The sequence below is a fragment of the Pseudomonas sp. Tul2A7 genome (assembly GCF_054790505.1).
Window position 1 is genome coordinate 3,409,666 of the sequence record NZ_CP186499.1, and the last position, 22,384, is coordinate 3,432,049.

17 protein-coding genes are annotated in these 22,384 nt (G+C 60.2%); 6 read left to right on the forward strand and 11 right to left on the reverse strand.

Going from position 1 to position 22,384, the window contains the following annotated elements; translation table 11 throughout:
• Window positions 1-214: 214 nt before the first annotated feature.
• The 4 genes from ACOYXJ_RS15385 to ACOYXJ_RS15400 all read left to right on the forward strand — a co-directional run bounded on the left by ACOYXJ_RS15385 (window position 215) and on the right by ACOYXJ_RS15400 (window position 3,239).
• Window positions 215-1,576 (forward strand): HD domain-containing phosphohydrolase, encoded by a 1,362-nt coding sequence (locus tag ACOYXJ_RS15385; protein WP_460370261.1) that lies wholly within the window; start codon window positions 215-217, stop codon window positions 1,574-1,576.
• A 66-nt stretch (window positions 1,577-1,642) separates the two neighbouring features.
• Window positions 1,643-2,077, forward strand: a complete 435-nt coding sequence (locus ACOYXJ_RS15390; RefSeq protein ID WP_460370263.1) for an NUDIX hydrolase — start codon at window positions 1,643-1,645, stop codon at window positions 2,075-2,077.
• 23 nt (window positions 2,078-2,100) lie between these two features.
• Window positions 2,101-2,739, forward strand: coding sequence for a LysE family translocator (locus ACOYXJ_RS15395; protein ID WP_460370265.1), 639 nt, complete (start codon window positions 2,101-2,103; stop codon window positions 2,737-2,739).
• 2 nt (window positions 2,740-2,741) lie between these two features.
• The gene (locus ACOYXJ_RS15400) at window positions 2,742-3,239 is read left to right on the forward strand and encodes a GNAT family N-acetyltransferase (protein WP_460370267.1); all 498 of its coding nucleotides are present in this window, start codon (window positions 2,742-2,744) and stop codon (window positions 3,237-3,239) included.
• 110 nt (window positions 3,240-3,349) lie between these two features.
• Here ACOYXJ_RS15400 and metR read toward each other — a convergent pair whose 3' ends face one another.
• A complete protein-coding gene (gene metR, locus ACOYXJ_RS15405) occupies window positions 3,350-4,267 on the reverse strand; it encodes a transcriptional regulator MetR (protein WP_460370269.1) in 918 nt (305 codons plus the stop codon).
• Between the two features lie 234 nt (window positions 4,268-4,501).
• Window positions 4,502-10,057, reverse strand: a complete 5,556-nt coding sequence (locus tag ACOYXJ_RS15410; protein WP_460370271.1) for a dermonecrotic toxin domain-containing protein — start codon at window positions 10,055-10,057, stop codon at window positions 4,502-4,504.
• A 219-nt stretch (window positions 10,058-10,276) separates the two neighbouring features.
• Between ACOYXJ_RS15410 and ACOYXJ_RS15415 the strand changes: the two genes are divergently transcribed.
• Together ACOYXJ_RS15415 and ACOYXJ_RS15420 are read left to right on the forward strand one after the other, a co-directional pair.
• A complete protein-coding gene (locus ACOYXJ_RS15415) occupies window positions 10,277-11,311 on the forward strand; it encodes an alpha/beta fold hydrolase (RefSeq protein ID WP_460370273.1) in 1,035 nt (344 codons plus the stop codon).
• A 177-nt stretch (window positions 11,312-11,488) separates the two neighbouring features.
• Window positions 11,489-12,154, forward strand: coding sequence for a DsbA family oxidoreductase (locus tag ACOYXJ_RS15420; RefSeq protein ID WP_460370275.1), 666 nt, complete (start codon window positions 11,489-11,491; stop codon window positions 12,152-12,154).
• 199 nt (window positions 12,155-12,353) lie between these two features.
• Here ACOYXJ_RS15420 and ACOYXJ_RS15425 read toward each other — a convergent pair whose 3' ends face one another.
• From ACOYXJ_RS15425 to ACOYXJ_RS15465, 9 genes are all read right to left on the reverse strand, one after another.
• Window positions 12,354-12,692, reverse strand: coding sequence for a GlpM family protein (locus ACOYXJ_RS15425; RefSeq protein WP_460370277.1), 339 nt, complete (start codon window positions 12,690-12,692; stop codon window positions 12,354-12,356).
• Window positions 12,692-13,972 (reverse strand): two-component response regulator AauR, encoded by a 1,281-nt coding sequence (gene aauR, locus ACOYXJ_RS15430; protein ID WP_241002242.1) that lies wholly within the window; start codon window positions 13,970-13,972, stop codon window positions 12,692-12,694. The genes ACOYXJ_RS15425 and aauR overlap by 1 nt, the downstream gene beginning before the upstream one ends.
• A gap of 44 nt (window positions 13,973-14,016) precedes the next feature.
• Window positions 14,017-15,918, reverse strand: coding sequence for a two-component sensor histidine kinase AauS (gene aauS / locus ACOYXJ_RS15435; protein ID WP_095122381.1), 1,902 nt, complete (start codon window positions 15,916-15,918; stop codon window positions 14,017-14,019).
• 177 nt (window positions 15,919-16,095) lie between these two features.
• Window positions 16,096-16,830, reverse strand: coding sequence for an amino acid ABC transporter ATP-binding protein (locus ACOYXJ_RS15440; RefSeq protein ID WP_007963947.1), 735 nt, complete (start codon window positions 16,828-16,830; stop codon window positions 16,096-16,098).
• Window positions 16,827-17,498, reverse strand: a complete 672-nt coding sequence (locus ACOYXJ_RS15445) for an amino acid ABC transporter permease (RefSeq protein ID WP_003227756.1) — start codon at window positions 17,496-17,498, stop codon at window positions 16,827-16,829. The genes ACOYXJ_RS15440 and ACOYXJ_RS15445 overlap by 4 nt, the downstream gene beginning before the upstream one ends.
• Window positions 17,498-18,244 (reverse strand): amino acid ABC transporter permease, encoded by a 747-nt coding sequence (locus tag ACOYXJ_RS15450; protein WP_102900365.1) that lies wholly within the window; start codon window positions 18,242-18,244, stop codon window positions 17,498-17,500. The genes ACOYXJ_RS15445 and ACOYXJ_RS15450 overlap by 1 nt, the downstream gene beginning before the upstream one ends.
• A gap of 193 nt (window positions 18,245-18,437) precedes the next feature.
• Window positions 18,438-19,364 (reverse strand): glutamate/aspartate ABC transporter substrate-binding protein, encoded by a 927-nt coding sequence (locus ACOYXJ_RS15455; protein WP_102900366.1) that lies wholly within the window; start codon window positions 19,362-19,364, stop codon window positions 18,438-18,440.
• A gap of 261 nt (window positions 19,365-19,625) precedes the next feature.
• Window positions 19,626-20,885, reverse strand: a complete 1,260-nt coding sequence (gene mtr, locus ACOYXJ_RS15460; protein WP_460370280.1) for a tryptophan permease — start codon at window positions 20,883-20,885, stop codon at window positions 19,626-19,628.
• A gap of 150 nt (window positions 20,886-21,035) precedes the next feature.
• Entirely contained in the window at window positions 21,036-22,364 is a 1,329-nt protein-coding gene (locus ACOYXJ_RS15465) for an amidase family protein (protein WP_460370282.1), read from the reverse strand.
• Window positions 22,365-22,384: the final 20 nt, after the last annotated feature.

Below are 22,384 nucleotides of genomic sequence, written 5' to 3' on the forward strand. Positions count from 1 at the left end.
GGGCATCCTTTTCCCTCGCCATTTGCCTGCTTGTATCAGCCGATGGTGTCTTGCGCTGTCTTCAGCATAGTCGGCTCCCCGGTACTGCGCTTTCGGCCCCGGACAAAGATCGGCGTGAATGCCGGCGAAAATCATCTAGCCTTGGACTCAGGCGCGGACCGGTGCAGTGTTGGCTCGGTGCGTCGTAATTTCCCTGTTTGCTTGAGGCCATGCCATGGAAGAGCCATCCGCGCCGATGCCGGCGCATCGACCCACAGTGCTGCTGGTCGACGACGAGGAGTCGATCCTCAACAGTCTGCGTCGCCTGTTGCGCGGCCAACCCTACGATGTGCTGCTGGCGACCAGCGGCGCCCAGGCGCTGGAGATTCTCGCGCAGCAGCCGGTGAACCTGGTGATGAGCGATGCGCGCATGCCGAGCATGGATGGGGCTTCGTTACTGGCGCATGTCCGCGAGCGTTATCCGGCGACCGCGCGGATCATGCTCACCGGCTATGCTGACCCGGCCGCCATCATCAAAGCCATCAATGACGGGCAGATTCACCGTTACATCAGCAAACCGTGGAATGACGAAGAGCTGCTGCTGATCTTGCGCCAGTCCCTCGAGCACCAGCATTCCGAGCAGGAGCGCCAGCGTCTGGAGCGCTTGACCCGGGTGCAGAACGACCAGCTGAAACTGCTCAACAGCACCCTGGAAAAACATGTGGTGGCGCGCACCGCCGAACTGCAGCAGACCGCCGACATGCTCGATCTGGCGTACGAAGAGCTCAAGCACAGCTACGTCACCGGCACTGAAGTGTTCTCGCTGCTGGCCAATCTGCGCTTGCCACCTGCCAAGCAGACCAACCGGCAGATCATCGAACTGGTGCGCAGCTACTGCAAACAGCACGGCCTGGACGAGGCTACCAGCCGCGATCTGACCATGGCGGCGGCGCTGTACAACGTCGGCAAGCTGAGCTGGACCGACGCGATGATGACCACGCCCTCGGATCTGCTGCGCCATACCGAACGCGAGCGCTATCGCAGTTATCCGAAGCAGAGCGAATCGTTGCTCATGACCCTGGACCCGATGAAGGATGCGGCGCGTCTGATCCTGCATCATCAGGAGCGCTGGGATGGCAGCGGTTTCCCCGACCGGCTCAAGGGCGAGGGCATTCCGTTCGGTTCACGCTTGCTGAAACTGGCGGTGGATTTCGTCGAGTTGCAGCGCGGTCTGATCCTTGAGCGGCAGATGAACAGCGATGAAGCGCTGCTGTACCTGCGCCAGTACGCCGGACGTTTGTACGATCCCGATCTGGTCGAAGACTTCATTCAGGTGTGCGCGGCGTTCCTCAGCGACGTGACGCTGGCCGATCCGTCGGTCAAGGTGCTGTCTACTCGGGATCTGGCGGCGGGGATGATGCTGGCGCGCAATCTGAATGCCGATAACGGCATGCTGCTGCTCAACGCCGGCAAGGTGCTCAGCGCGCTGCTGGTGGATAAACTGATTGCGTTCGAAGCCATGGAGGGCGGCAAGTACACGATTTTCGTCAAGGTGCCGGAGGAGGTTGAAGCCACGCTCAAGGCGCAGGGCGAATGAGCGGCGAGGTGACGTCATTGGGCCGGGCATGGGATCCTAGCGGTTTTCCAGGCCGGTAGCCGACCCATGACTTGTGCATCCGTTGTTTCTGCAAACCTCATTCGTATAGCTGCCGCGCTGTTGCTCAACCCCGAAGGGCAGACCCTGCTGGTGCGCAAGCGCGGGACCACGGCGTTCATGCAACCGGGCGGCAAGATCGAAGCGCACGAGCTGCCGGTGCAAGCGCTGGCCCGGGAGCTGGAAGAAGAGCTGGGCCTTCGGATCGATCCGGCGCAGGCGTCTTTTCTCGGCCAGTTCTCGGCGCCTGCGGCCAACGAGCCGGGGTTTACCGTCCAGGCTGAAATTTTCCAGCTGACCATCGCGAGCGACGTCACGCCGGCGGCGGAAATCGAAGAAGTGATCTGGGTCGATCCGACCACTGACCCCGCTGTCGTTCTGGCGCCATTGACACGCGACCTGATCCTGCCGTTTTATCGCAACTCGCTGATCGAGATCGCCTGATCATCTCCGCAAAGGACTTTGCCATGATCCCGCTGCAAGACCTGCTGATTTTCGCTGCTGCCGCATTGTTGATGGTGCTGACGCCGGGGCCGAACATGATCTACCTGATCTCGCGTTCGATCTGTCAGGGACGCAAGGCCGGGGTGACGTCGTTGCTCGGCGTGGTGGCGGGGTTCTTTGTGCATCTGTTTGCGGCGGCGGCCGGTTTGACCGCTGTGTTTCTTGCGGTGCCGATGGCCTACGAAGTGCTGAAATGGGCCGGCGCGCTGTACCTGCTGTGGCTGGCCTGGCAAGCGGTGAAGCCTGGTGCACGCTCGCCGTTCGAAGCACAGCAATTGCCGGCGGACTCGTCGCGCAAGCTGATCACCATGGGCTTTCTCACCAGCGCGCTGAACCCGAAAATCGCCGTGTTCTATCTCTCGGTATTTCCGCAGTTCATCACCCCTGAACACGGCTCGGTGTTCACCCAAAGCATCGTGCTCGGTCTGACCCAGATCAGCGTGAGTTTCTGCGTCAATCTGCTGATCGCGCTGTTCGCGGCGGGTATCGCTTCATGGTTTGTGCGCAACCCGACGTGGCTGGCGCTGCAACGTTATTTCATGGGCTTCGTCCTCGGCGGCCTTGCTGTGCGGCTGATGTTTGAGCAACGCAGGACGCCGTGAGCATGTGGATCGAACGGTTGGACGCCAGTCATGCCCTGGCTTACCGCGAACTGATGCTCGAAGCCTATGACCGCCATCCGCAGGCCTTCACCTCCAGCGTGCGCGAACGCGCGGTGATGCCGCTGAGTTGGTGGGAAGGGCGCCTGACCAGCAAGCTCGACGTGGTGCTTGGCGCGTTTGAAGCCGGCACGTTGGCCGGTATCGTCGGCCTGGCCTTCGAGCCGCGCGAAAAGGCCCGCCATAAAGCCACGCTGTTCGGCATGTACGTGTCGGCGGATTTTCGTCAGCACGGCCTGGGCCATGAACTGGTGCAGGCGGCGATTGCCGAAGCGCAAAACCACCCGGCGTTGAAACTGCTCCAGCTCACCGTCACCGCCGGCAATGACGCGGCGTTCAATCTCTATCAGCGCTGCGGCTTCGTCCAGTTCGGCCTCGAACCACTGGCGGTGCGAGTGGGTGAAGACTACTTCGACAAGATCCACATGTGGCGCGAGATCTGAGTTCACACTGATCCCTGTGGGAGCGAGCCTGCTCGCGAAGGCAATCTGACAGTCACTATTTGTGTGTCTGATACATCGCTTTCGCGAGCAGGCTCGCTCCCACAAGTGACTCAGCGCACGGCGCTGACACCGTCGAGAGTCGAGAACGACGTGTCTTTCGCCGTCAGCAGAAAATCACGCATGTACGGCGCATCGAGCATGTCGGTGCGGATCGCCGCGTACAACGTCGCGAACAAGCCTTTTTCCCCCAGCCGTTTGCCCTTCACGTAACCACGCGAGCTGTATTCGTGCAGCGCCCAGTGCGGCATGCCGCAGACGCCGCGGCCGCTGGCGACCAGTTGCATCATCATCACTGTCAGCTCTGAGGTACGCACTTGTGCCGGCTCGATGTCGGCAGGCTCGAGAAAACGCGTGAAGATGTCGAGGCGATCACGTTCCACCGGGTAGGTGATCAGCGTTTCCGTCAGCAAGTCTTCGGGGACGATGCACGGTTTGCTCGCCAGAGCATGCTGATTGGCCACCGCGAGCATGGCTTCGTAAGTGAACAGGGGGACGTAGGTGATGCCGGCGATTTCCAGTGGATCGGAGGTCACTACCAGATCCAGATCACCTCGTGCCAGTGCCGGCAGCGGTGCGAAAGCGAAACCCGAGGCGAGGTCGAGTTCGACTTCCGGCCAGGCATCGCGGAACTGGTCGATGGTCGGCATCAGCCACTGAAAGCAGCTATGGCATTCGATGGCCATATGCAAACGCCCGGCGGTGCCACCGGCCAGCCGACCGATATCCCGTTCAGCGGCGCGTAACAGCGGCAGGGTCGCATCGGCCAGTTGCAGCAGGCGCAAACCGGCACTGGTGAAGCGCACCGGTTTGGTCTTGCGCACGAAAAGAGCCATGCCCAGGCGTTCCTCAAGTTCCTTGAACTGGTGCGACAGCGCTGACTGCGTCAGGTGCAAACGGTCGGCGGCATCGACCAGACTGTCGGCTTCGCGCAAGGCATGCAGGGTTTTCAGGTGACGGATTTCAAGCACCGATGGCTCCATGAGGAAAACTTGTGATTAACGCAAAGAGGGTGAGTTTGTCTCAAGTTGAGAGCGCTGTCGACGATTACACCTTTTTACGCGTGCAGTCTCGAAGTCGCCTGCCATTCCCTGATCGTTTCAACGGCTCAACGTGGGTTCCGTCGTCGAACCATTGGCTGCGCGAACACCTCGCCGCGCTACTGTCAGATCTGACAGTAGCGACGGGCAGTAGCACGTGTGGATTCAAATCCCTTCGAAATGCTGCAAAACAATCGACTGTGCGGTGATTCTGGAATCGAGCAGGGTCGGGTCGTCAGCGTGAGTCAGGTGGCGATGCGCCGGCAGTTTCAGGTGAGCCCTTTCGAATTTGCGCAAAGGTCGGGTCGCCGAGCGGTAATGGAAGTGCGCGTACCAGAGCAGTTGCTCAGGTTCGCGCGTGATGTTCCAGATCTCATATTCCTGCAGGTAGTCGGGTTGGCCCTGATGGTCGGTGATACGCCGGATCGCAAGGGGTCGGCGGATCTCCACAGCGTTCTGCCCAATGAGGTCATCAAGCATACCGTCGGTGGGCTTCTGACTGGTCAGTGAGTATTGGGTGCGCAGGGCACGACCTTCGACGATCAGCTCAGCGGCCTGATCGCGCAATTGCTGAATGATCGGCTGCTCTGCCGACTTGGCGGCGATGCGATTGGCGCGGGTATTGAGCTCGCCTGCCTGGCTGGTCATCATGTGTTCCAGGTTGACAGGGAGCATGTCCCGGTCGGCGTTGCTCTGCACTTTGGCGCGGTAAGCCGCCACGTTATCCAGACGCTGCTGTGCTTCGGTGAGCAGTTTGGCCAGACTCAACGCGGCGGGCGAACGGGTTGCGATGTTTTGCGGATTGGTCAGGCGCAATCTGCCATCGGCGCCTTGTTCCCAGATCTCTTCATGGCCACCAGGCCCGGTACTTTTATATTGTCGGGTCTGGGTCGCACTGTCCCATTGCTCGACGCCATGGCGCAGTTGATTGTCTTCCGTGATGAACACACGCTGTTGCGGTTGTCCTGCGACGCTTGGCCCGGGCGGCTTGTTGATCCCGGCGCGCGCCCGATCGGCCAGTCGGTCAACGCCTTCAAGCAATGGCTCGACCACTTCCAGATGAAAGAATTGCGGATAGCTGGCGGTCCAGGCGGCCATCTCGCGACGGTACTGGACACAGACGTCGACGCACTCCTGAAGAATCCGGTTACGTTGGGCGACCGTGCCAAGAATGTTCGGCAGGTCGTACTGGCTGTACAGGACACGGTCGATGTTATTTCGAAGAGGCTCCGCCAGTTCCAGCAGATAGAGCCACGACGCATCATCGGGGCTGCCGGCTTTCTTGACGATCTCAAGGCGTTGCGAGGTTTTCAGGTACAGCAGGGATGTATCGCTGTGCAGAACGTTGATGTTGTCGACGAGTGCGGATATCTTCGGCCGGTCTTTGGCGAGCATACGTTCATACCATTGATTGACCTGCTCCTTGAACCCTTCCATATGGTCGAGTTTTTTCACGATCTCGACACGCAAGACACGTATCTCTTCCATGATTTCCAGGCGCCGGGCCAGTGTGCCGTCTGGCAGAGCATCGCGTACCTGCTTGAGCTCCTTGATCTTCAGTGTCATGGCGTGAATATTGTGCGATGCGTGAACTGCGCGCCGCCGATAGCGATCGGTCAATAGCCATGCGGTCTTGCTTTGCATAGCGGCGACTTCCCTGCGCTTTCTGCCATGGGTCAGCTCCGTCAGTTCGGTCAATGTCTGGTAACGCTGTCTGGCTATGTTGATATCGCCGACGCAGGCGGCTTCGACCGTCGGCCACATGGCTGGGCGTTCCGCTACCGGGGCGGCGCGGTAGGCGTTCAGTACCAGGTCGCTTTTTGCGCCTCGGGCCTGCAGTTGGTCGGCCAGATCGTCAGCGGCGGCGGTCAGTTGATGGTGACGGCGGAAGTTTCGATCCACCAGCCAGCGCGGCAGGCGCTGCCGAATTGCCGGTGGCCAGTAAGCATCCAGCGTATCGGCTACACGCCCGGCGACGTTGCCACCACCGGACAAGCCGCCTTCAAGGGTCTCCCCGTAGACGCCGAACCAGGTGTCCCAGTGCCCGTTTTCATCCAGTGCGATCGGTTGCTTGTAAGTTTTTCGCGAGTTGCCGGACAGACGCCAGCTGCGCGAATCCCGGCTCAGCTCCACTGGGTAGAGGCGACCCTGACGTTCAATGAAATCGCCATCGGCTTGCCGGTAGATCCCGCGGTAGAGGCCATGGCTGGCGGGTTCTGTGCCTGCCAGGGAAATCGGCTTTTCATATTCGTAATCCTTGAAGCGCGCCAGCACATGCCGGGCGTGACGCTGCGATTTGCTCTGCAATGCCGCCCCGTTGCGGATCACCGCGTGAAGTTGGCGTGCCCGAGTCAACGCGCGGGTGGTGCGCGAGAGAGTCGAGGCGGCTGCTTCGCCCGGGAGCAAATCCATGAAAGCGTCGATCAACGACAGCAGCATCGACTCGATTTCCACCAGCCCGTCCGCCACGTCGCCACGCAGAAATGCGGCGGCGGCCTGATTGGCAGCGGTCCAGGCCTGATAAAGCGCCAGCACACTGCCGACGAAGGGCACCATCCCCAGCGCCATTTTTATGTAGTTGAAAGCGCGCGGACCTTTCAGGGCATAGCGCTCGAAGAACAGTTCATCGTTGGAGCGCGACGTGCCGCGATGGGCTTCGATCAACCGGCCCATGTGTGCATCGAGCAGGTGTGCCGCCAGCGAGGTACTTGCCGGCCAGCGCACGCCCACTTCAATGATGGCATCGAAGTTTTTTTCCACGGCCTGGCCGATACGGCTGATATGAGCCCTGACGTCGCCCTGCAACGTCTTGCCCGCCAGATACTCGATCCACTTGTCACTCCCGCACAACCTGAACAACCCTTTGCGCGCCGCTTCAAGGTTGTCGTAGCGGCGTAAAAACTGCCCATCCTGGCTGTCTGGCAGATACAGCAAAGTGACGCCGCTGATCTGTTCTTCGATCAGGCTGACGCCGGACAGGGTTACCGGCCCTTCGCCGGGGGTATCCTTGCCGCCCGCTTTCAGAGCGACCGGCAGCAGGGCCAGGCGCTTGCCGTTGGCTTGCCATGCTTCTACGGTGCTGGCATCGATGGCGCTGTTCAGCAAGGCGGACTCTTCACGGCTGAGATGCTTTTGCAGGCGGGCAGTCTCGCTTTGTATTTTGAGCATCAGCCGCCATGGCTCGATCAGGCTTTCCCGGCGATGCTGTTTGACGAAGAGCGACTCGCTGCTTGCTCCCCTGAATGCGTCGTTGATCTTTCGCTCATACGCCTTGGGCAAATCCAGTTCCGGCAGCACCTTGCGCAGATACCTCAGGTCGATGCCGTTGAGCAGACGGGAGCGATCCTTTTTATGCGTCGCGGTGACCTCCAGACGCAGGAAGACCAGACGTTGCGACAGCGAGTCATTGAGCACGGATTGCACATTATCGATATTCAGCTGAGCCAGGTCCTCAAGTGACATTTTGCTGCGGGACTTGCCAGGGACAATGACGGTGGTTTTGCGAGTGCCACCGGGCCCTGCCTCAGGAACCTGTTCGGTGGTGGTCGAGTCGGGGAACTCGACTTGTATGGAAAAATGGCCTTCAAGGGAAAAATCCTTGCGCAGTCGGGCGTACAGGTGTCGGCGGGTGAAGTCGTCACGCGGTTCCAGCGCGAGCGTCATAAGGGCGTGGCTTGTGCGCATCGCTGCGATATACGCCTCGATGTTGTGTTTCAGCCCGTTACGCTCATTCTCGTTGAGTCTGGCCAACCAGCCTGGCCGATGGCCGGCGAGGGTGGCGGTGCGTTCCTGCTCTTGCAGGTGAGCAAAGGCCAGGCTTCGGGCGTCGTGCAGCGGAACCTGCACAGTGGCGAGACAGCCTTGGCGCAGAATTTCCAGGGCGTCCGCCTGCTCGGGCTGACCGCGCAGAAGGGTGGCTTTTGATTCGAAGTCGGTTATCAGCTCATTGAGGCAGTGATGCAGCGGGTCTGTGGTGAGCGGGCTCAGTTGCAGGGTCAGATCGCTGGCGTGGTCCGCAATCCTGAACACCTCGCGCTCCAGTGTCTGGCGATCAGCAAAGCGCTGCAGGCCCCCACCGGTGCCTGGCCAGTAGAGCAGCAGACTGGACGTCGATGCCCGGTCCGTGAGCATCGCCTGCCGTCCGATCACCAGCACGCCTTTGAGCCGTTCACTCTGCGTCGTACGAATCTCGTCCCTGGTTTCGGTCAGTGACAAGGTCAGGCTCGCTGCCGTGATGTCCGGGTCGCGTTCGGCCGCAACAGGGTTGTCCAGCACGGCTTTGAGCAGATCGTGTTCGGCGCTGGCGAGTTGGCCCAACGCCGCTTGCAGATTGCCTTCGGCATACAAGCCATCCCGGTGCGCCTGACGCAGGGCCGTGAGCGCCGAGTTGAAAGTGCTGACGTCGAGGGCATTGTCGCGGTACAGCAGCGATGAGGCGGCGGTCTCGCCGGCTTGCTCAGCGGTTTCCAGCGTTTTGAGGGCTTCCTTGCATTGCCGATATCGAGCACCGTCGCCGTCGTTGCTCTGCAAGCGTTCGAGCGCGTCGCGTTCGCGTTTGAGCGTTGCTTGTCGCACGGCCAGTGGAATGCCGGCCGACAAGCTGCCGAACAGCAATTTGTCTTCCATCTCGTTATCACTGAAGGGCGTGAGCGGTTTTGGCGGGGCCGCCACAATGATCGCGTTGCTGCGCTGATGATCGATCAGGTCGACATGTATCAGTGATTGCGCGCCGTGCTCTTTGATCCCGGGAGTGTCTTTGTTGGTATTGCTCAACGCGTCGAGTTGCGCGTGGTGTCGACCTGCGAACAGATCGCTTGCCCCAGTGACCATCGGCTCGAGCGCTGCGCTGTAGTCAACGCGCAGTATTTCCTTGGGCAGTCCAGTGGGGATAGATACCTGACGGGTCAGCCACGTCTGCATTGCTGCGCGTGAATTGAAGGTCTGGATCGACATGGCGCTGCAGGGCAGATAAAGCAATGGAGCCGCTGTGTCCACATCGCCCACGCTGACGACCCATGCACCGGGGAGTTTGACTTTGCTGTCGTTGCTCAGTACCAGCGCCAGTTTTTCCGTATGAATGGGCTGACCATCGACCGTCAGCGCGTCAGCACCTGAATCAATGATCAGTTGCAGCGTCTTGAGTTGCGCCGCAGTAATCGTCTGGTGAGCGAGAGCCATGTGCGCGGTGGCTTCGAAATGCGCACGGTAAAGCTGCGTGGCTCGGGTACGGCGCGACACAGCCGTGCGCGGCGCTCGCGCATCCCAGAATTGTACCCAGCGAATCTCGTGGCTTTTGCGTGGGTCGAGGGCTTTGAGTTTTTCCAGGAGTTGCAGGGGCTTCAAGGCATACAACGGATGATCTGCGCCGATACCGGTGAGGTCACAGCGCTGATCCAGGTCGGTTTCCAGCGTCGGCTGTTGAACGACAAAGGCACAGGCATCGGTGAGGCTGACGATATGTTCCGGCTGGTCATCGGTGGCAGCAAAGCGCAGTCCGGTTTTTTCGCCATCCAGTTGCAGTTGTTGGCGCAGCAGTTCATTGACGCTGTCGCGCAGGGCCGGGCTGGTGGCAAACAAGTCGCGCAAACCCTCACTGCTGGTGCGCCAGCGTTGGCTGGCCTGCAGCAACAGGCTGTGATCAATCGTTTTCGGCAGGTGCTCGACGGTCTCTGGCAACGGTGACGGTGCGGGGAGCTCATCCAGAATAAGGCGATCGGGCATGGTGGCGTGACTCGCATTGGCGGGGGCGGGGAATCCGTCCCTGAGCGGGTCATTCAAGAGAAATCGCGCGAGGCGATGGCGGTACATAGATATTGTTTGCAACCAGCGTCCATGACCGCTCGGCACTCTTCATCAAACTGTCATGGAAGTGTGGCAGCGCGCTTGAACAAACTTCATCAGACTCGCGCTCTACTGGGGTTCTGCGTTTCGGTGTTTTTCATGGTTAAGGCTTTTTTATCGGTCGCGGCTGTTTTGGTCGCGATTTTTTTCGGATCGTCGTCCTGGGCGGCGGCGCGTTGCGACGTCAATGTGCCGACAGAGCACGTTGATCTGCAGCAGGTGAGCCTGGCTTACCAGAGCATTGGTCGCGCGTCGGATCCGGCGTTGTTGCTGGTCATGGGCCTGGGCGGACAGTTGATCCACTGGCCGGACGAAGTGGTGGTCGCGCTATGTCAGCAGGGCTTTCGGGTGATTCGCTATGACAACCGCGACGTCGGTCTGTCGACCTGGCGTCAGGCGCCGGCCGAAGCCAACCTGACCTTCGAAGTACTGCGCTACAAGCTCGGTCTGCCGGTGTCGGCGCCCTACAGTTTGACCGACATGGCTGACGATGCGCTGGGCTTGATGGACGCGCTGCACGTCGAGCAATTTCACGTGCTGGGCGCGAGCATGGGCGGGATGATTGCCCAGCACATGGCGGCCATGGCACCGCAGCGGGTCGAGAGCCTGACCTTGATCATGACCACTTCGGGCGCCGAAGGATTGCCGGCACCGAGTGCGGCGCTGGTGCAGCTTCTATCGCGACGCGGTGCAGCGAATCGTCAGGTGGCGCTGGAGCAACAGGCTGATCTGCTGGCGGCACTGGGTAGCCCGGCGGTGACGGATGATCGGCAGGCCTTGCTGCATCAGGCCGCGCTGTCGTATGACCGCGCGTTCAACCCCGAGGGCGTGAAGCGGCAGATCATGGCGATCCTTGCCGAGCCGAGCCGGGTGGCATTGCTCAATCAATTGCGGGTGCCGACGCTGGTGGTGCATGGCACGGCGGACCCGTTGTTGCCGGTGATGCACGGCGTACATCTGGCGGCGCATATTCGCGGCAGTCAGTTGAGGTTGATTCCGGGGCTGGCGCATCGTTTTCAGGAGGCGTTCAAGGAACCGTTGCTGGCGGCGGTGCTGCCGTATTTGCAGGCGCATCGTGAAGACACCTCGCACTGGGCGCAGATTGAGCCGGTGGTGGGCGCGAATCTGCTGTAACCGAGGTCTTTGTATTGTCTGAGCGGGCCTCTTCGCGAGCAGGCTCGCTCCCACAGGAGAACGCATTCCAAGGGTGGGAGCGAGCCTGCTCGCGAAGGGGCCGCTATGGTCACCAAAAAATCTGGAGCAGGTGTATCGTGCAAACTTTCCCGCACGATTTCCCCCGCGAGGTGTGTGATGAGTTCTGCCCTGAAAATCGATTTTGTCAGCGACGTCTCCTGCCCTTGGTGCGTCGTCGGTTTATATGGCCTGTTAGAGGCACTGGAAATCCTGCGCAACGAAGTGCAGGCCGAGATCCGTTTTCAGCCGTTCGAACTCAATCCGAAAATGGGTGCCGCCGGGCAGAACATTTCCGAGCACATTCAAGAGAAATACGGTTCGACGCCGGAGCAGTCGCAGAAGAATCGCGAAGCCATTCGTGCCCGTGGTGCTGAATTGGGTTTTGCCTTTCGCACCGATGGCAGCAGCCGCATCTACAACACCTTTGATGCACATCGCTTGCTGCATTGGGCGGGGCTTGAAGGTGTGCAGCTACCGTTGAAAGAGGCGCTGTTCAAGGCTTATTTCAGTGATGGCGGCAATCCGTCGGATCATCAACAGCTCGCGCAGATTGCTGAAAGTGCCGGGCTTGATCGTCAGCGTGCAGAAGTGATTCTGGCGTCCGACGAGTTTGCCGATGAGGTGCGCGAAGAAGAGCAGTTGTGGTTGCAACGCGGGGTAAGTTCGGTGCCGACCGTGGTGTTCAACGGGCAGTATGCGGTGACGGGGGGGCAACCGGTGGAAACGTTTGTCGGGGCGATCCGGCAGATCATGGCGGAGTCCAAGGGCGGTACCGTCAACTGAAGAGCAAAAGCCCCTCACCCTAACCCTCTCCCGGAGGGAGAGGGGACTGATCGAGTTGTATTTGGCTATCCGCCGACCTGATGCATTGAGTCGATTATGGATTCGGTACAGCACTTTCACGTCGGCGGAGATCTTCAATATTCAGCGGTCGGCCCCCTCTCCCAGTGGGAGAGGGCTGGGGTGAGGGTGGCTTTTGACCTTAGCTGTGCAACCGAACCCAAACAGTCACCAAAACCGTAGCAGCCATCAACCAAGCCACTGCCGCGATCGCCAGCGATGCCTCCAGCCGCATCCGATCGACCATCACATACAACGTCGCCAGATACACAAAGTACGGAATGATCGACCACATCCCGAACACGATCGTGGTCTTCAAATCCTCAATCGAACGCCCCTTGCCGACGATGTAATGCGCAATCAGCGCAAACGTCGGAAACAGCGGCACCAGCCCGGCGATGTAATAGTTTCTGGTTTTCGACAGCGCCGCGATGATCAGTACTACCGCGGCGCCCAACAGGGCTTTGAAAAACAGATCCATCAGTGGCTCAACCCGTACTTTTTCACTTTGTCGAACAGCGTGGTCTTGGCCATGCCCAGCTCAAGACTCGCCTGAGTCAGGTTGCCACCGCTGCGTTGCAAGGCATCGCTCAGCAGGTTGCGTTCGAACGCTTCCACCGCTTCGGCAAACGCCAGGCCTTGGCCAGCGCTGCCGGCGCCGGACTTTTTGAACGCCGGCAGACCGAGGGCAAAACGTTCGGCAACGTTGCGCAGTTCACGCACGTTGCCCGGCCAGTCGTGGCTCATCAGGTTCGACAGGGTCTGGTTGTCCAGTTCCGGCAGCGCGCGGTCGAAACGCAGGGCCGACTGCTGGGTGAAGTGCTCGAACAGTTGCAAAATGTCTTCACGGCGCTCGCGCAGTGGCGGCAATTCCAGCGTCACCACGTTCAGGCGATAGTACAAGTCGCTGCGAAATTCGCCGGCCTTGCTCGCTTCGTCGAGGTCGGACTTGGTCGCCGCGATCACTCGACAATCCACCGCCACGCTCTGGTTCGAACCGAGGCGTTCGAGGGTGCGTTCCTGCAACACACGCAGCAGTTTGATCTGCAGCGGCAGCGGCATGCTCTCCACTTCGTCGAGGAACAATGTGCCGCCATCAGCGTGTTCGATCTTGCCGATCCGGCGTTTACCGGCGCCGGTGAAAGCGTTGGCCTCGTGGCCGAAAATCTCGCTTTCGAAGAGATTTTCCGGCAGACCGCCGCAGTTCAGCGCGACAAATTGCTTGCTGTGGCGCCGACTGAAGTCGTGCAGGCAACGCGCGACCAGTTCTTTACCGGTGCCGGTTTCGCCTTCGATCAACACGTTGGCCGAGGTGTCGGCGACGTTGGCGATCAATTCGCGCAGGTTTTGCATGGCCGGTGAGCGGCCGATGATCCGCCCCTCGAGGGAATCACGCTCGGCCAGTTGCCGGCGCAGCGATGACACTTCGCGAGCAAGACTGCGTTGTTCCAGTGCCCGTCGCGCGACATCCACCAGACGCTCCGGCGAGAACGGTTTTTCCATGAAGTCGTAGGCGCCTTTCTGCATCGCGCCCACGGCCATGGAAATGTCGCCGTGGCCGGTGATCAACACCACCGGCAGGCTGCGATCGCGCTGCTTGAGGCGGGTCAGCAGTTCCAGGCCATCGATGCCCGGCAGGCGAATGTCGCTGATGACGATGCCGGCAAAGTTGTCGCCGACACGCTCCAGCGCTTCTTCGGCGCTGCCAACGCCGACACAGGGGATGTCTTCCAGCGTCAGCGCCTGTTGGCAGCCGAGCAGCACATGGGGGTCGTCTTCGACGATCAGCACACTAAGGTCGTGGTTCATATTGGCTCGGCAGGAGTAGGGCTTACCAACGGTAAACTGAGGACGAAGGTGGTGCCACCGCTGGCCGGGTGTTCGACACCCAGATGCCCGCCGGTGGCGGCCGCGAGGCTGGCGGAAAGGGTCAGGCCCAGGCCCAGGCCTTGTTCGCCGGGCTTGGTGGTGAAGAACGGCTCGAACAGATGCTTGCGCGCTTCGGCGTCGATGCCGTGGCCGTTGTCGCGCACGCGCAGGCGATACTTGGCGTTGAACTCTTCGCCCTCCAGCCACAGTTCGGGCTGTGGTTGCGCCTGCATGGCGTCGAGGGCGTTGCCGATCAGGTTGACCAGAATCTGTTCGAGGCGGGTCTGGTCGATCTGCACTTGTACGTCGACGAACTGACGATGCACGTCCAGCCCCGAGGTTTCCACCCGCGCGCCGAGCACTTGCAACGCGGCATCGACCGCTTTGCCAAGACTGGCCTGGCCCTGATCGTCCCCACGGCGGGCGAACGAGCGCAGGCTGGCGGTGATCCGGCCCATGCGGTCGATCAGGTCATTGATAGTCTTCAGGTTGGTGCTGGCGACGTCGAGCTGACCGCGCTCGAGGAAGCGTATGGTGTTGCCCGACAGCGTGCGCATCGCGGCCAGCGGCTGGTTCAATTCATGGGCAATGCTGGTCGACATCTGGCCGATGGCGGCGAGTTTGCCAGCCTGGACCAGTTCATCCTGGGCACGACGCAAGGTCTCTTCGGCCTGGCGGCGTTCGCGGATCTGGCTTTTCAGTCGCTCGTTGCTGGCGCGCAGGTCGGTGGTGCGTTCGGTAATCCGACGCTCCAGTTGATTGTTGGCTTCCTGCAAGGCTTCGCGGGCGGCAAGCCGAGTGGCGATGACCTTGCGCCGCTCGTTCCAGGCGATCAGCAGGAAGGCCACCAAGGCGAACGCGACGGCAACCAGAATGCCTTGGTTGATCGCTTCGCGGCGCAAGTCCTGTAATGGCGTGAGCAGGGTGAAATTCCACGGCGTGTCGCTCAGCGGTCGGGTTTGCGCCAGATAGCTGATGTCATCCTCGCCGGACTGCACTTCGCTGTTGGCCGGGAAGGTGAGTTTCTCCACGCCTTCGGACAGGGTTTCGCGAGCCAACGGTTGCAGTTCGTTGAGCGGGAACCAGTAGTACTGCAGGCTGCGGGCGAGTTTTTCCTTGGTGGCTTCACTCAAGGGAATCACTGCTTTCAGGCGCCGGGCCGGATCGCTGGAGAGAATGATGATGCCGTTTTCATCGCTGACGAAGGCTTCCAGACGCGCCCGTTGCCAACGTTCTTCCATGGCTTCCAAGCGCACTTTGACCACGGCGACGCCAATGATCTTGCCATGCTCTTCGAGGCCATGAGCGAGGTAGTAACCGGGTTCGCCGTTGGTGCTGCCGATGCCGTAGAAACGCCCGGGTTCGCCGCGTACGGCTTTCTGGAAATAGGCGCGGAAGGACAGGTCTTCACCGAGGTAACTGTCGACATCGCGCCAGTTGCTGGTGGCCATGACGCGGCCGGTGGTGTCCATGACGTAGATGGCCCGACTGCGACTGCGCCGGTTCAGGCCTTCGAGGTAAGCGTTGACCGTTTCCCGGTATTGCGGGGTCGGGTCGGCCAGCAACTGCGACACACTCGTTTCGAGTTCCAGCAGGCTGGGCAGGTAGGTGTATTTGCTGATCTCGCTTTCGACCGCGCGGGCATGCAGTTCCAGCTGACGCTGGCCGTTCTCGCCGAGGCTGCGAATGCCGAAATGCTCACTGGTCCAGAAGCCGATAAAACCCAAGCCGATCATCAGGATGATGACCAGCGGCGGCAGGAACAAATGACGAATCAGACGAGGCTTCACGGCAAGTGATGGCGGCGCGGCGCGATAAAGATTGGGGTCGCATTTCATCACAGTTGCCTTGGGTCAACCACCACACTTGTTGCAAGGGCAACGCCGGCCCTTGTGGGATCGAGCCTGCTCGCGAAAGCGCACTGACATTCAACATCCAGGCTGAATGTAATGGCCTCTTCGCGAGCAGGCTCGCTCCCACAGGGAAGGAGCAATGCCCCGGCGGGTGTGTTGCTTTTAGTGCTGCAGGATTTTCTCGAGGAAGTGCTGCGCGCGTTCCGAGCGAGCACTGATGTCGCCGAAGAATTCCTCTTTCGGGCAGTCTTCGATGATCTTGCCGGCGTCCATGAAGATTACGCGGTCGGCCACTTTGCGGGCGAAGCCCATTTCGTGGGTCACGCACATCATGGTCATGCCTTCGTGGGCCAGTTGCACCATCACGTCGAGCACTTCGTTGACCATTTCCGGGTCGAGCGCCGAGGTCGGTTCGTCGAACAGCATGACGATCGGGTCCATCGCCAGCGCACGGGCAATCGCCACACGCTGTTGCTGACCACCGGACAGTTGCCCCGGATGCTTGTGAGCGTGCGCCGACAGGCCAACGCGCTCGAGCAGTTGCAGACCTTTTTTGGTCGCCTCTTCCTTGCTGCGGCCCAACACCTTGATCTGCGCGATGGTCAGGTTTTCGGTGATGGTCAGGTGCGGGAACAGTTCGAAATGCTGGAACACCATGCCCACGCGCGAACGCAGTTTCGGCAGGTTGGTCTTCGAGTCGGCAATCGAGGTGCCGTCGACGACGATGTCGCCTTTCTGGAACGGCTCCAGCGCGTTGACGCATTTGATCAGGGTCGATTTGCCGGAACCCGACGGGCCGCAGACGACGATCACTTCGCCTTTTTTGACCTCGGTGCTGCAATCAGTCAGCACCTGGAAGTCCCCATACCACTTGTTGATGTTCTTGATAGAGATCATACGGCGAACCTTTTTTGCAGACGCTTGACCAGCAGCGAGGCGGAAAAGCTGATGATGAAGTAGACGACACCGGCGAAGATCAGGAACTCGTTGGACCGGCCAATGATGTCGCCGCTGGAGCGGGCGGAGTTGAGGAAGTCCACCAGGCCCACGGTGTAAACCAGCGAGGTGTCCTGGAACAGAATGATCGACTGTTGCAGCAGCAACGGCGTCATCTTGCGGAACGCCTGGGGCAGGATGATCAGACGCATGGTCTGGCCATAGGTCATGCCCATCGCTTGCGCAGCAGCCATCTGGCCTTTGGGGATCGACTGCACACCGGCGCGGACGATTTCGCAGAAGTACGCGGCTTCGAACATCATGAAGGCCACGACGCAGGAGGTGAACGCACCGATCGGCGTGTCTTCACCGGTGATCCAGCGCAGCACGAACGGCACCGCCAGATAGAACCAGGTGATCACCAGCAGCAGCGGGATCGAACGGAAGTAGTTCACATAAGCGCCGGCCACCCGCGACAGCAGTTTGCTCGACGACAGGCGCATCAGCGCAAGGATGGTACCGAGCACGATGCCGCCGACCACGCCCATGACCATCAACTGCAAGGTCATGACCATGCCGTTCCACAGGCCCGGAATGGCGGGGATGATGCCGCTGAAATCGAAGTCCATTATTTACCCCCCACGGAGATCAGGCCGGGCACTGCGACTTTCTTCTCGACCATGCGCATCAGCAGCATCAGGCTCATGTTCAGGGTGAAGTAGATCAGCGTGGCCAGGGTGAACGCTTCAAACAGGTTGGCCGAGAATTCAGCGGTCTGTTTGGTTTGCGCCAGCAGTTCCATCAGGCCGATCAGGGACGCCACGGAGGAGTTCTTGAAGACGTTGAGGAATTCCGAGGTGAGCGGCGGAATGATGATCCGGTAGGCCTGGGGCAGCAGCACGTTCCAGTAGATCTGCGGCAGCTTGAAGCCCATGGCGCGGGCGGCGGCTTCCTGGCCGCGTGGCAGCGCCTGGATACCGGTACGCACTTGTTCGCAGACACGGGCGGCGGTGAACAGGCCCAGGCATACGACAACGCTCAGGTAAGCCGAGGTGGTCGGGTTGAGGTCCTGTTTGTACCAGTCCTGCAGGTTTTGCGGCAGCAGGTCGGGTACCAGGAAGTACCAGATGAACAGCTGAACCAGCAGCGGCACGTTACGGAACAGCTCGACGTAGCAGGTGGCGATGCCCGATACGATGCGGTTTGGCACCGTGCGCATGACCCCCAGAATGGAGCCCAGCAGCAAGGCGATGATCCATGCCACGATGGCAATGGCAATGGTCCAGCCCAAACCGGAGACGTACCAGTCGAGATAAGTCTCGCTGCCGACGCCGGTGGACTTGAAGAACACGCCCCAGTCCCAGTTGTAATTCATTAGGGTCTCCCCTCGAAATCGATCGATGTACAAGCACCCGCGTGGGGAAAATCCTTTCCCGCCTGACGTTGAACGCCAGGCACACGCGATCGGCTCGAAAACCGCCAGGTCGAGTGTTCCACTGTATAGCCAGCAGGTAGTAACAGACGCCTGAGGGAGGGTGGCTCCCTCAGGAGATAAGGTTAGTCAGTAATCAGATTTTTACGTCAGGCGCCGGCTTGTCGCTCGGGTTGGCGATCAGTCCTTTTACCTTGTCGCTCATCGGGAAGTTCAGGTTCAGGCCTTTTGGTGGAATCGGGCTCTCGAACCACTTGCTGTAGATCTTGTTGATCTCGCCGGACTTGTACAGAGCAACGATGGCGTCATCGACAGCCTTCTTGAAGGCCGGGTCGTCTTTGCGAACCATGCACGCATAGGCTTCGAAGGACTGCGGAGTACCGGTGATGATCCAGTCAGCCGGTTTCTTGGCCTTGGCTTCTTCGCCGGCCAGCAGGGCGTCGTCCATCATGAAGGCAACGGCGCGGCCGCTTTCCAGCATGTTGAAGGATTCGCCGTGGTCTTTGGCAGAGATGATGTTCATGCCCATCTGCTTGTCGGCGTTCATCGCTTTGATGATGCGCTCGGACGTGGTGCCGGCGGTGGTCACGACGTTTTTGCCTTTGAGGTCGGCAAAGTCAGCGTAGGACGGCTTGCCATCCTTGTCTTTCTTGACCAGCAGACGGGTGCCGATTTCGAAGATGTTGACGGTGAAGTCGACTTGTTGAGCGCGTTCGGCGTTGTTGGTAGTGGAGCCGCACTCGATATCCGCGGTGCCGTTCTGGATCAGCGGGATACGGGTTTGCGAGGTAACCAGGTTGTATTTGACCTGCAGGTCTGGCTTGTTCAGGTCTTTTTTCAGGGCTTCAACGATTGCCACTTGAATGTCGTGGGAGTAGCCCACTGGTTTGCCGGAAGCATCGGCAATGTAGGAAAACGGAATGGAGCTGTCGCGGTGAGCGAGTGTGATGGTGCCCGAATCGTTGATTTTCTTCAGGGTGCCGGTGAGTTCGGCGGCGAAAACTGGCGTGCTGATCAGAGCGGCCGCAATGGCTGCGCCCAGGATATGGGGAACGATGCGCATCAAATTTTCCTCGAATTGTTTTTTTTATGGAGCCAGTTCGTCGGCCCTTTTGTGCTTCGAATGCCTGACGGCTCCTGAAGTGTTGGCACAACAGGCATTCGTCGAGAGAGTGTAGAGCATGAGTCGTGCCAGGCCAGTCGCTGATAGCTAACCTGATGATTTATAACGTTATTAAAGTTTTGTGGCGGTATTTTTCACCTTGGCTGATCCGGTTAACCGAATCGACCGTCAAGTCTCGTTCGGAAAACCGAACGAGACACTTCAGCGCCACACCGGCAGACAATCAAACACGAACAACAAATGGGATACCGCGCAGATCACTCCGAAAAACAGCACCAGCGCGATCATCGGCGTGCCGCCCCACACGCGATAGCGCGGGCTGCCGAAGCGTTTGCGCGAAGCCCGCGCCAGCAGCGCCGGGGTGATCACCGCCCACAACGTTGCCGCCAGACCGGCAAAGCCGATGGCATGCAGAAAGCCTTCCGGCCAGAGCAAGCCGCAAAGCATCGGCGGCACGAAGGTCACGGCGGCGGTCTGCAAGCGACCGAGGGGACTGTCATCGAAACCCAGCACATCGGCCAGGTAATCGAACAGGCCAAGGGTCACCCCGAGAAACGAACAGGCCACGGCGAAGTTGGAGAAAAACGTCAGCAGCAGATCGACGTTGGCGCTGTTGAGCCGTGCGCCCAGTGCGCTGATCAGCACATCGATGTTGCCGCCGCGCTGGGCGATGTCCTTGAACGTGTCGCGGGGAATGTTGCCCATGCTGCAGAGCATCCACACCAGATACAGCGTCAGTGCGATCAAGGTGCCGCCAACCAGACAGGCGCGAATTCGCTGCGGGTCCTTGCCGTAATGCTTCATCAGGCTCGGCACGTTGCCGTGAAAACCGAACGAAGTCAGGCAGAAGGGCAGCGTCACCAACAGATAGGGCCAGTAGTGGCTGTCGCCGCCGTTCAGATCAAGCAGCGTGGTGCTTTGCACATGGCCGAGCAAACCGCCGAAGGTCAAAAAGAATGCGAGGATTTTTGCCCCGAACACCAGCGTGGTCATGCGACTCACCGCCGTGGTGCTCAACCAGACAATGAACGCCACCAGCAGCGTGAACCCCAAACCGCCGGCGCGCGATGACCACTCCAGCCCGAAGGATTGCGCGGTGTGGTGAATCACTGAGCCGCTGGCGGAAATGTAGGCGTACGTCAGGGTGTAGAGGACAAACACAATGCTCAAGCCGTTCAAACGGCTCCAGCCACGGCCGAGCAGATCGCGGGTGATCGTGGAGAAACTCGCGCCTTCGCGGTAGTTGAGATTGGCCTCGAGGATCATCAAGCCTGAGTGCAAGGTGCAGAACCAGGCAAACAGCAGCACGGCGACGGAGCCGTAGAACCACAGTCCGGACATGATCACTGGCAGCGAGAACATGCCGGCACCGACGATGGTGCCGCCGATGATCATGGCGCCGCCGAGGATCGACGGCGAGCGTTCGACCGCGGGAATGGAGGATATTGAGGTGACGCGCATGGCAAGGCCTGCAATCTGAATTGTTATAGGTGCATCGACGCAGAGCCCTTGTGGGAGTGATCCCGCTCGCGATAGCGGTGTGGCAGACGAAGTTGATGTCGACTGACACGACGCCTTCGCGAGCAGGCTCGCTCCCACAGGGATCGTGGTTCAGGCGATGTTGAGCAAACGAGCTAACCGTTGAACATTCGCCAGCAAAAAGCCGTCCTGCCCCGGCAACGCATCGAACGACAAACCCACTGGCAACTCACCCGCCGCCGCGACCGGAACGCTGATACTCGGCGCCGCCAGGTTGCTCGCCGGGTCGGTGTTGCGCACGAAGGTTTCGAAGTTGCTCTCATCCGCGCAAGCGCTGAGCAGTGGCGCGCTGCAAGTGACGGTCGGGTAAGCCAGCAGATCCAGTTGATGGCGGCTGAACAGGGTGCGGTATTCCTTTTCCAGACGCAGTTTGCTCATCAATGCCTGCACGTAATCCGTGTAGGAAATCGCCGGACTTTCCAGTTGCGCGGTGAGGATTTTCTTGATCGCCGGATCGCGAATCTGCGCGAGGATGTCGAGGAACTGTTCGCCGCGTCCTGCTTTCATCAGGAAGCGTGGAAAGTCGATGAAGAACTCGTAGATCGGCAGCGGAAACTGAATGCTCTCGTTGATCTCGCCAATCACGGCATCGTCGACCGGCACGAGGATCACACCGCGCTCGGCCAGGGTAGCGATGGCCGCGCGGCAATCACGCTGCACATTGTCGGCGAGCTCGGCCCAGAGAAAACGCTCGGGAATGCCAATGCGCAACGGCCGGGTTTCAGGTTGATGCAGGCTGCCGGTCAATTGCGCGTGAACGAACTGACAATCTTCCACGGTGCGGGTCAGCAGGCCCGGAGTGTCTTTGGTCTGCGACACCGGGACGATGCCGTCGACCGGATACACGCCGGTGGTGGGTCGAAACCCGACGGTGCCGCAGAACGCCGCCGGTATCCGCACCGAACCGCCGGTGTCGGTGCCGACTGCGCAGGGCACCAGCCCGGCGGCGACGGCCGCCGCGCAACCACCGCTGCTGCCGCCGGCACTGTAGCGTTCGTTGACGGGGTTGAGCACGGCACCATGAGAATGGTTGGCCGAGGTCACGCCAAACGACAATTCGTGCATGTTGTTCTTGCCGACAATCTGCGCGCCCAATTGCCGAAAGCGCTCGACGATGCCGGCATCGGCCTGCGGCACATAGTCGGCCAGGCCGGGTGTTCCGGCGGTGGTCGGCAGGCCGCTGACGTTGATGTTGTCCTTGAACGACACCGGCAGGCCATACAGTGCGCTGTCGCGCCCGGCAGCATTTGCCTTGAACGCTGACGGGTCGAAAGTGATGAAACTGTTCAAGTGCTGCATCTGCACATGACGCTCGCGCAAGGCGCGCTGCCAGGTGTCCGGGCAGTGTTGGCCACTGCGAAAGCCGTTGACGAGCTGTTCAATAGAAAGCTGGCTGTACATGGATGATTCTCGGCGTGGAA

What these genes read in the sequence shown, in the direction of transcription:
- ACOYXJ_RS15385 (WP_460370261.1), top strand. Translation starts at nt 215, where the DNA reads ATGGAAGAGCCATCCGCGCCGATGCCGGCGCATCGACCCACAGTGCTG.
- ACOYXJ_RS15390 (WP_460370263.1), top strand. Translation starts at nt 1,643, where the DNA reads ATGACTTGTGCATCCGTTGTTTCTGCAAACCTCATTCGTATAGCTGCC.
- ACOYXJ_RS15395 (WP_460370265.1), top strand. Translation starts at nt 2,101, where the DNA reads ATGATCCCGCTGCAAGACCTGCTGATTTTCGCTGCTGCCGCATTGTTG.
- ACOYXJ_RS15400 (WP_460370267.1), top strand. Translation starts at nt 2,742, where the DNA reads ATGTGGATCGAACGGTTGGACGCCAGTCATGCCCTGGCTTACCGCGAA.
- ACOYXJ_RS15410 (WP_460370271.1), bottom strand. Translation starts at nt 10,057, where the DNA reads ATGCCCGATCGCCTTATTCTGGATGAGCTCCCCGCACCGTCACCGTTG.
- ACOYXJ_RS15415 (WP_460370273.1), top strand. Translation starts at nt 10,277, where the DNA reads ATGGTTAAGGCTTTTTTATCGGTCGCGGCTGTTTTGGTCGCGATTTTT.
- ACOYXJ_RS15420 (WP_460370275.1), top strand. Translation starts at nt 11,489, where the DNA reads ATGAGTTCTGCCCTGAAAATCGATTTTGTCAGCGACGTCTCCTGCCCT.
- ACOYXJ_RS15425 (WP_460370277.1), bottom strand. Translation starts at nt 12,692, where the DNA reads ATGGATCTGTTTTTCAAAGCCCTGTTGGGCGCCGCGGTAGTACTGATC.
- aauS (WP_095122381.1), bottom strand. Translation starts at nt 15,918, where the DNA reads ATGAAATGCGACCCCAATCTTTATCGCGCCGCGCCGCCATCACTTGCC.
- ACOYXJ_RS15440 (WP_007963947.1), bottom strand. Translation starts at nt 16,830, where the DNA reads ATGATCTCTATCAAGAACATCAACAAGTGGTATGGGGACTTCCAGGTG.
- ACOYXJ_RS15445 (WP_003227756.1), bottom strand. Translation starts at nt 17,498, where the DNA reads ATGGACTTCGATTTCAGCGGCATCATCCCCGCCATTCCGGGCCTGTGG.
- ACOYXJ_RS15450 (WP_102900365.1), bottom strand. Translation starts at nt 18,244, where the DNA reads ATGAATTACAACTGGGACTGGGGCGTGTTCTTCAAGTCCACCGGCGTC.
- ACOYXJ_RS15455 (WP_102900366.1), bottom strand. Translation starts at nt 19,364, where the DNA reads ATGCGCATCGTTCCCCATATCCTGGGCGCAGCCATTGCGGCCGCTCTG.
- mtr (WP_460370280.1), bottom strand. Translation starts at nt 20,885, where the DNA reads ATGCGCGTCACCTCAATATCCTCCATTCCCGCGGTCGAACGCTCGCCG.
- ACOYXJ_RS15465 (WP_460370282.1), bottom strand. Translation starts at nt 22,364, where the DNA reads ATGTACAGCCAGCTTTCTATTGAACAGCTCGTCAACGGCTTTCGCAGT.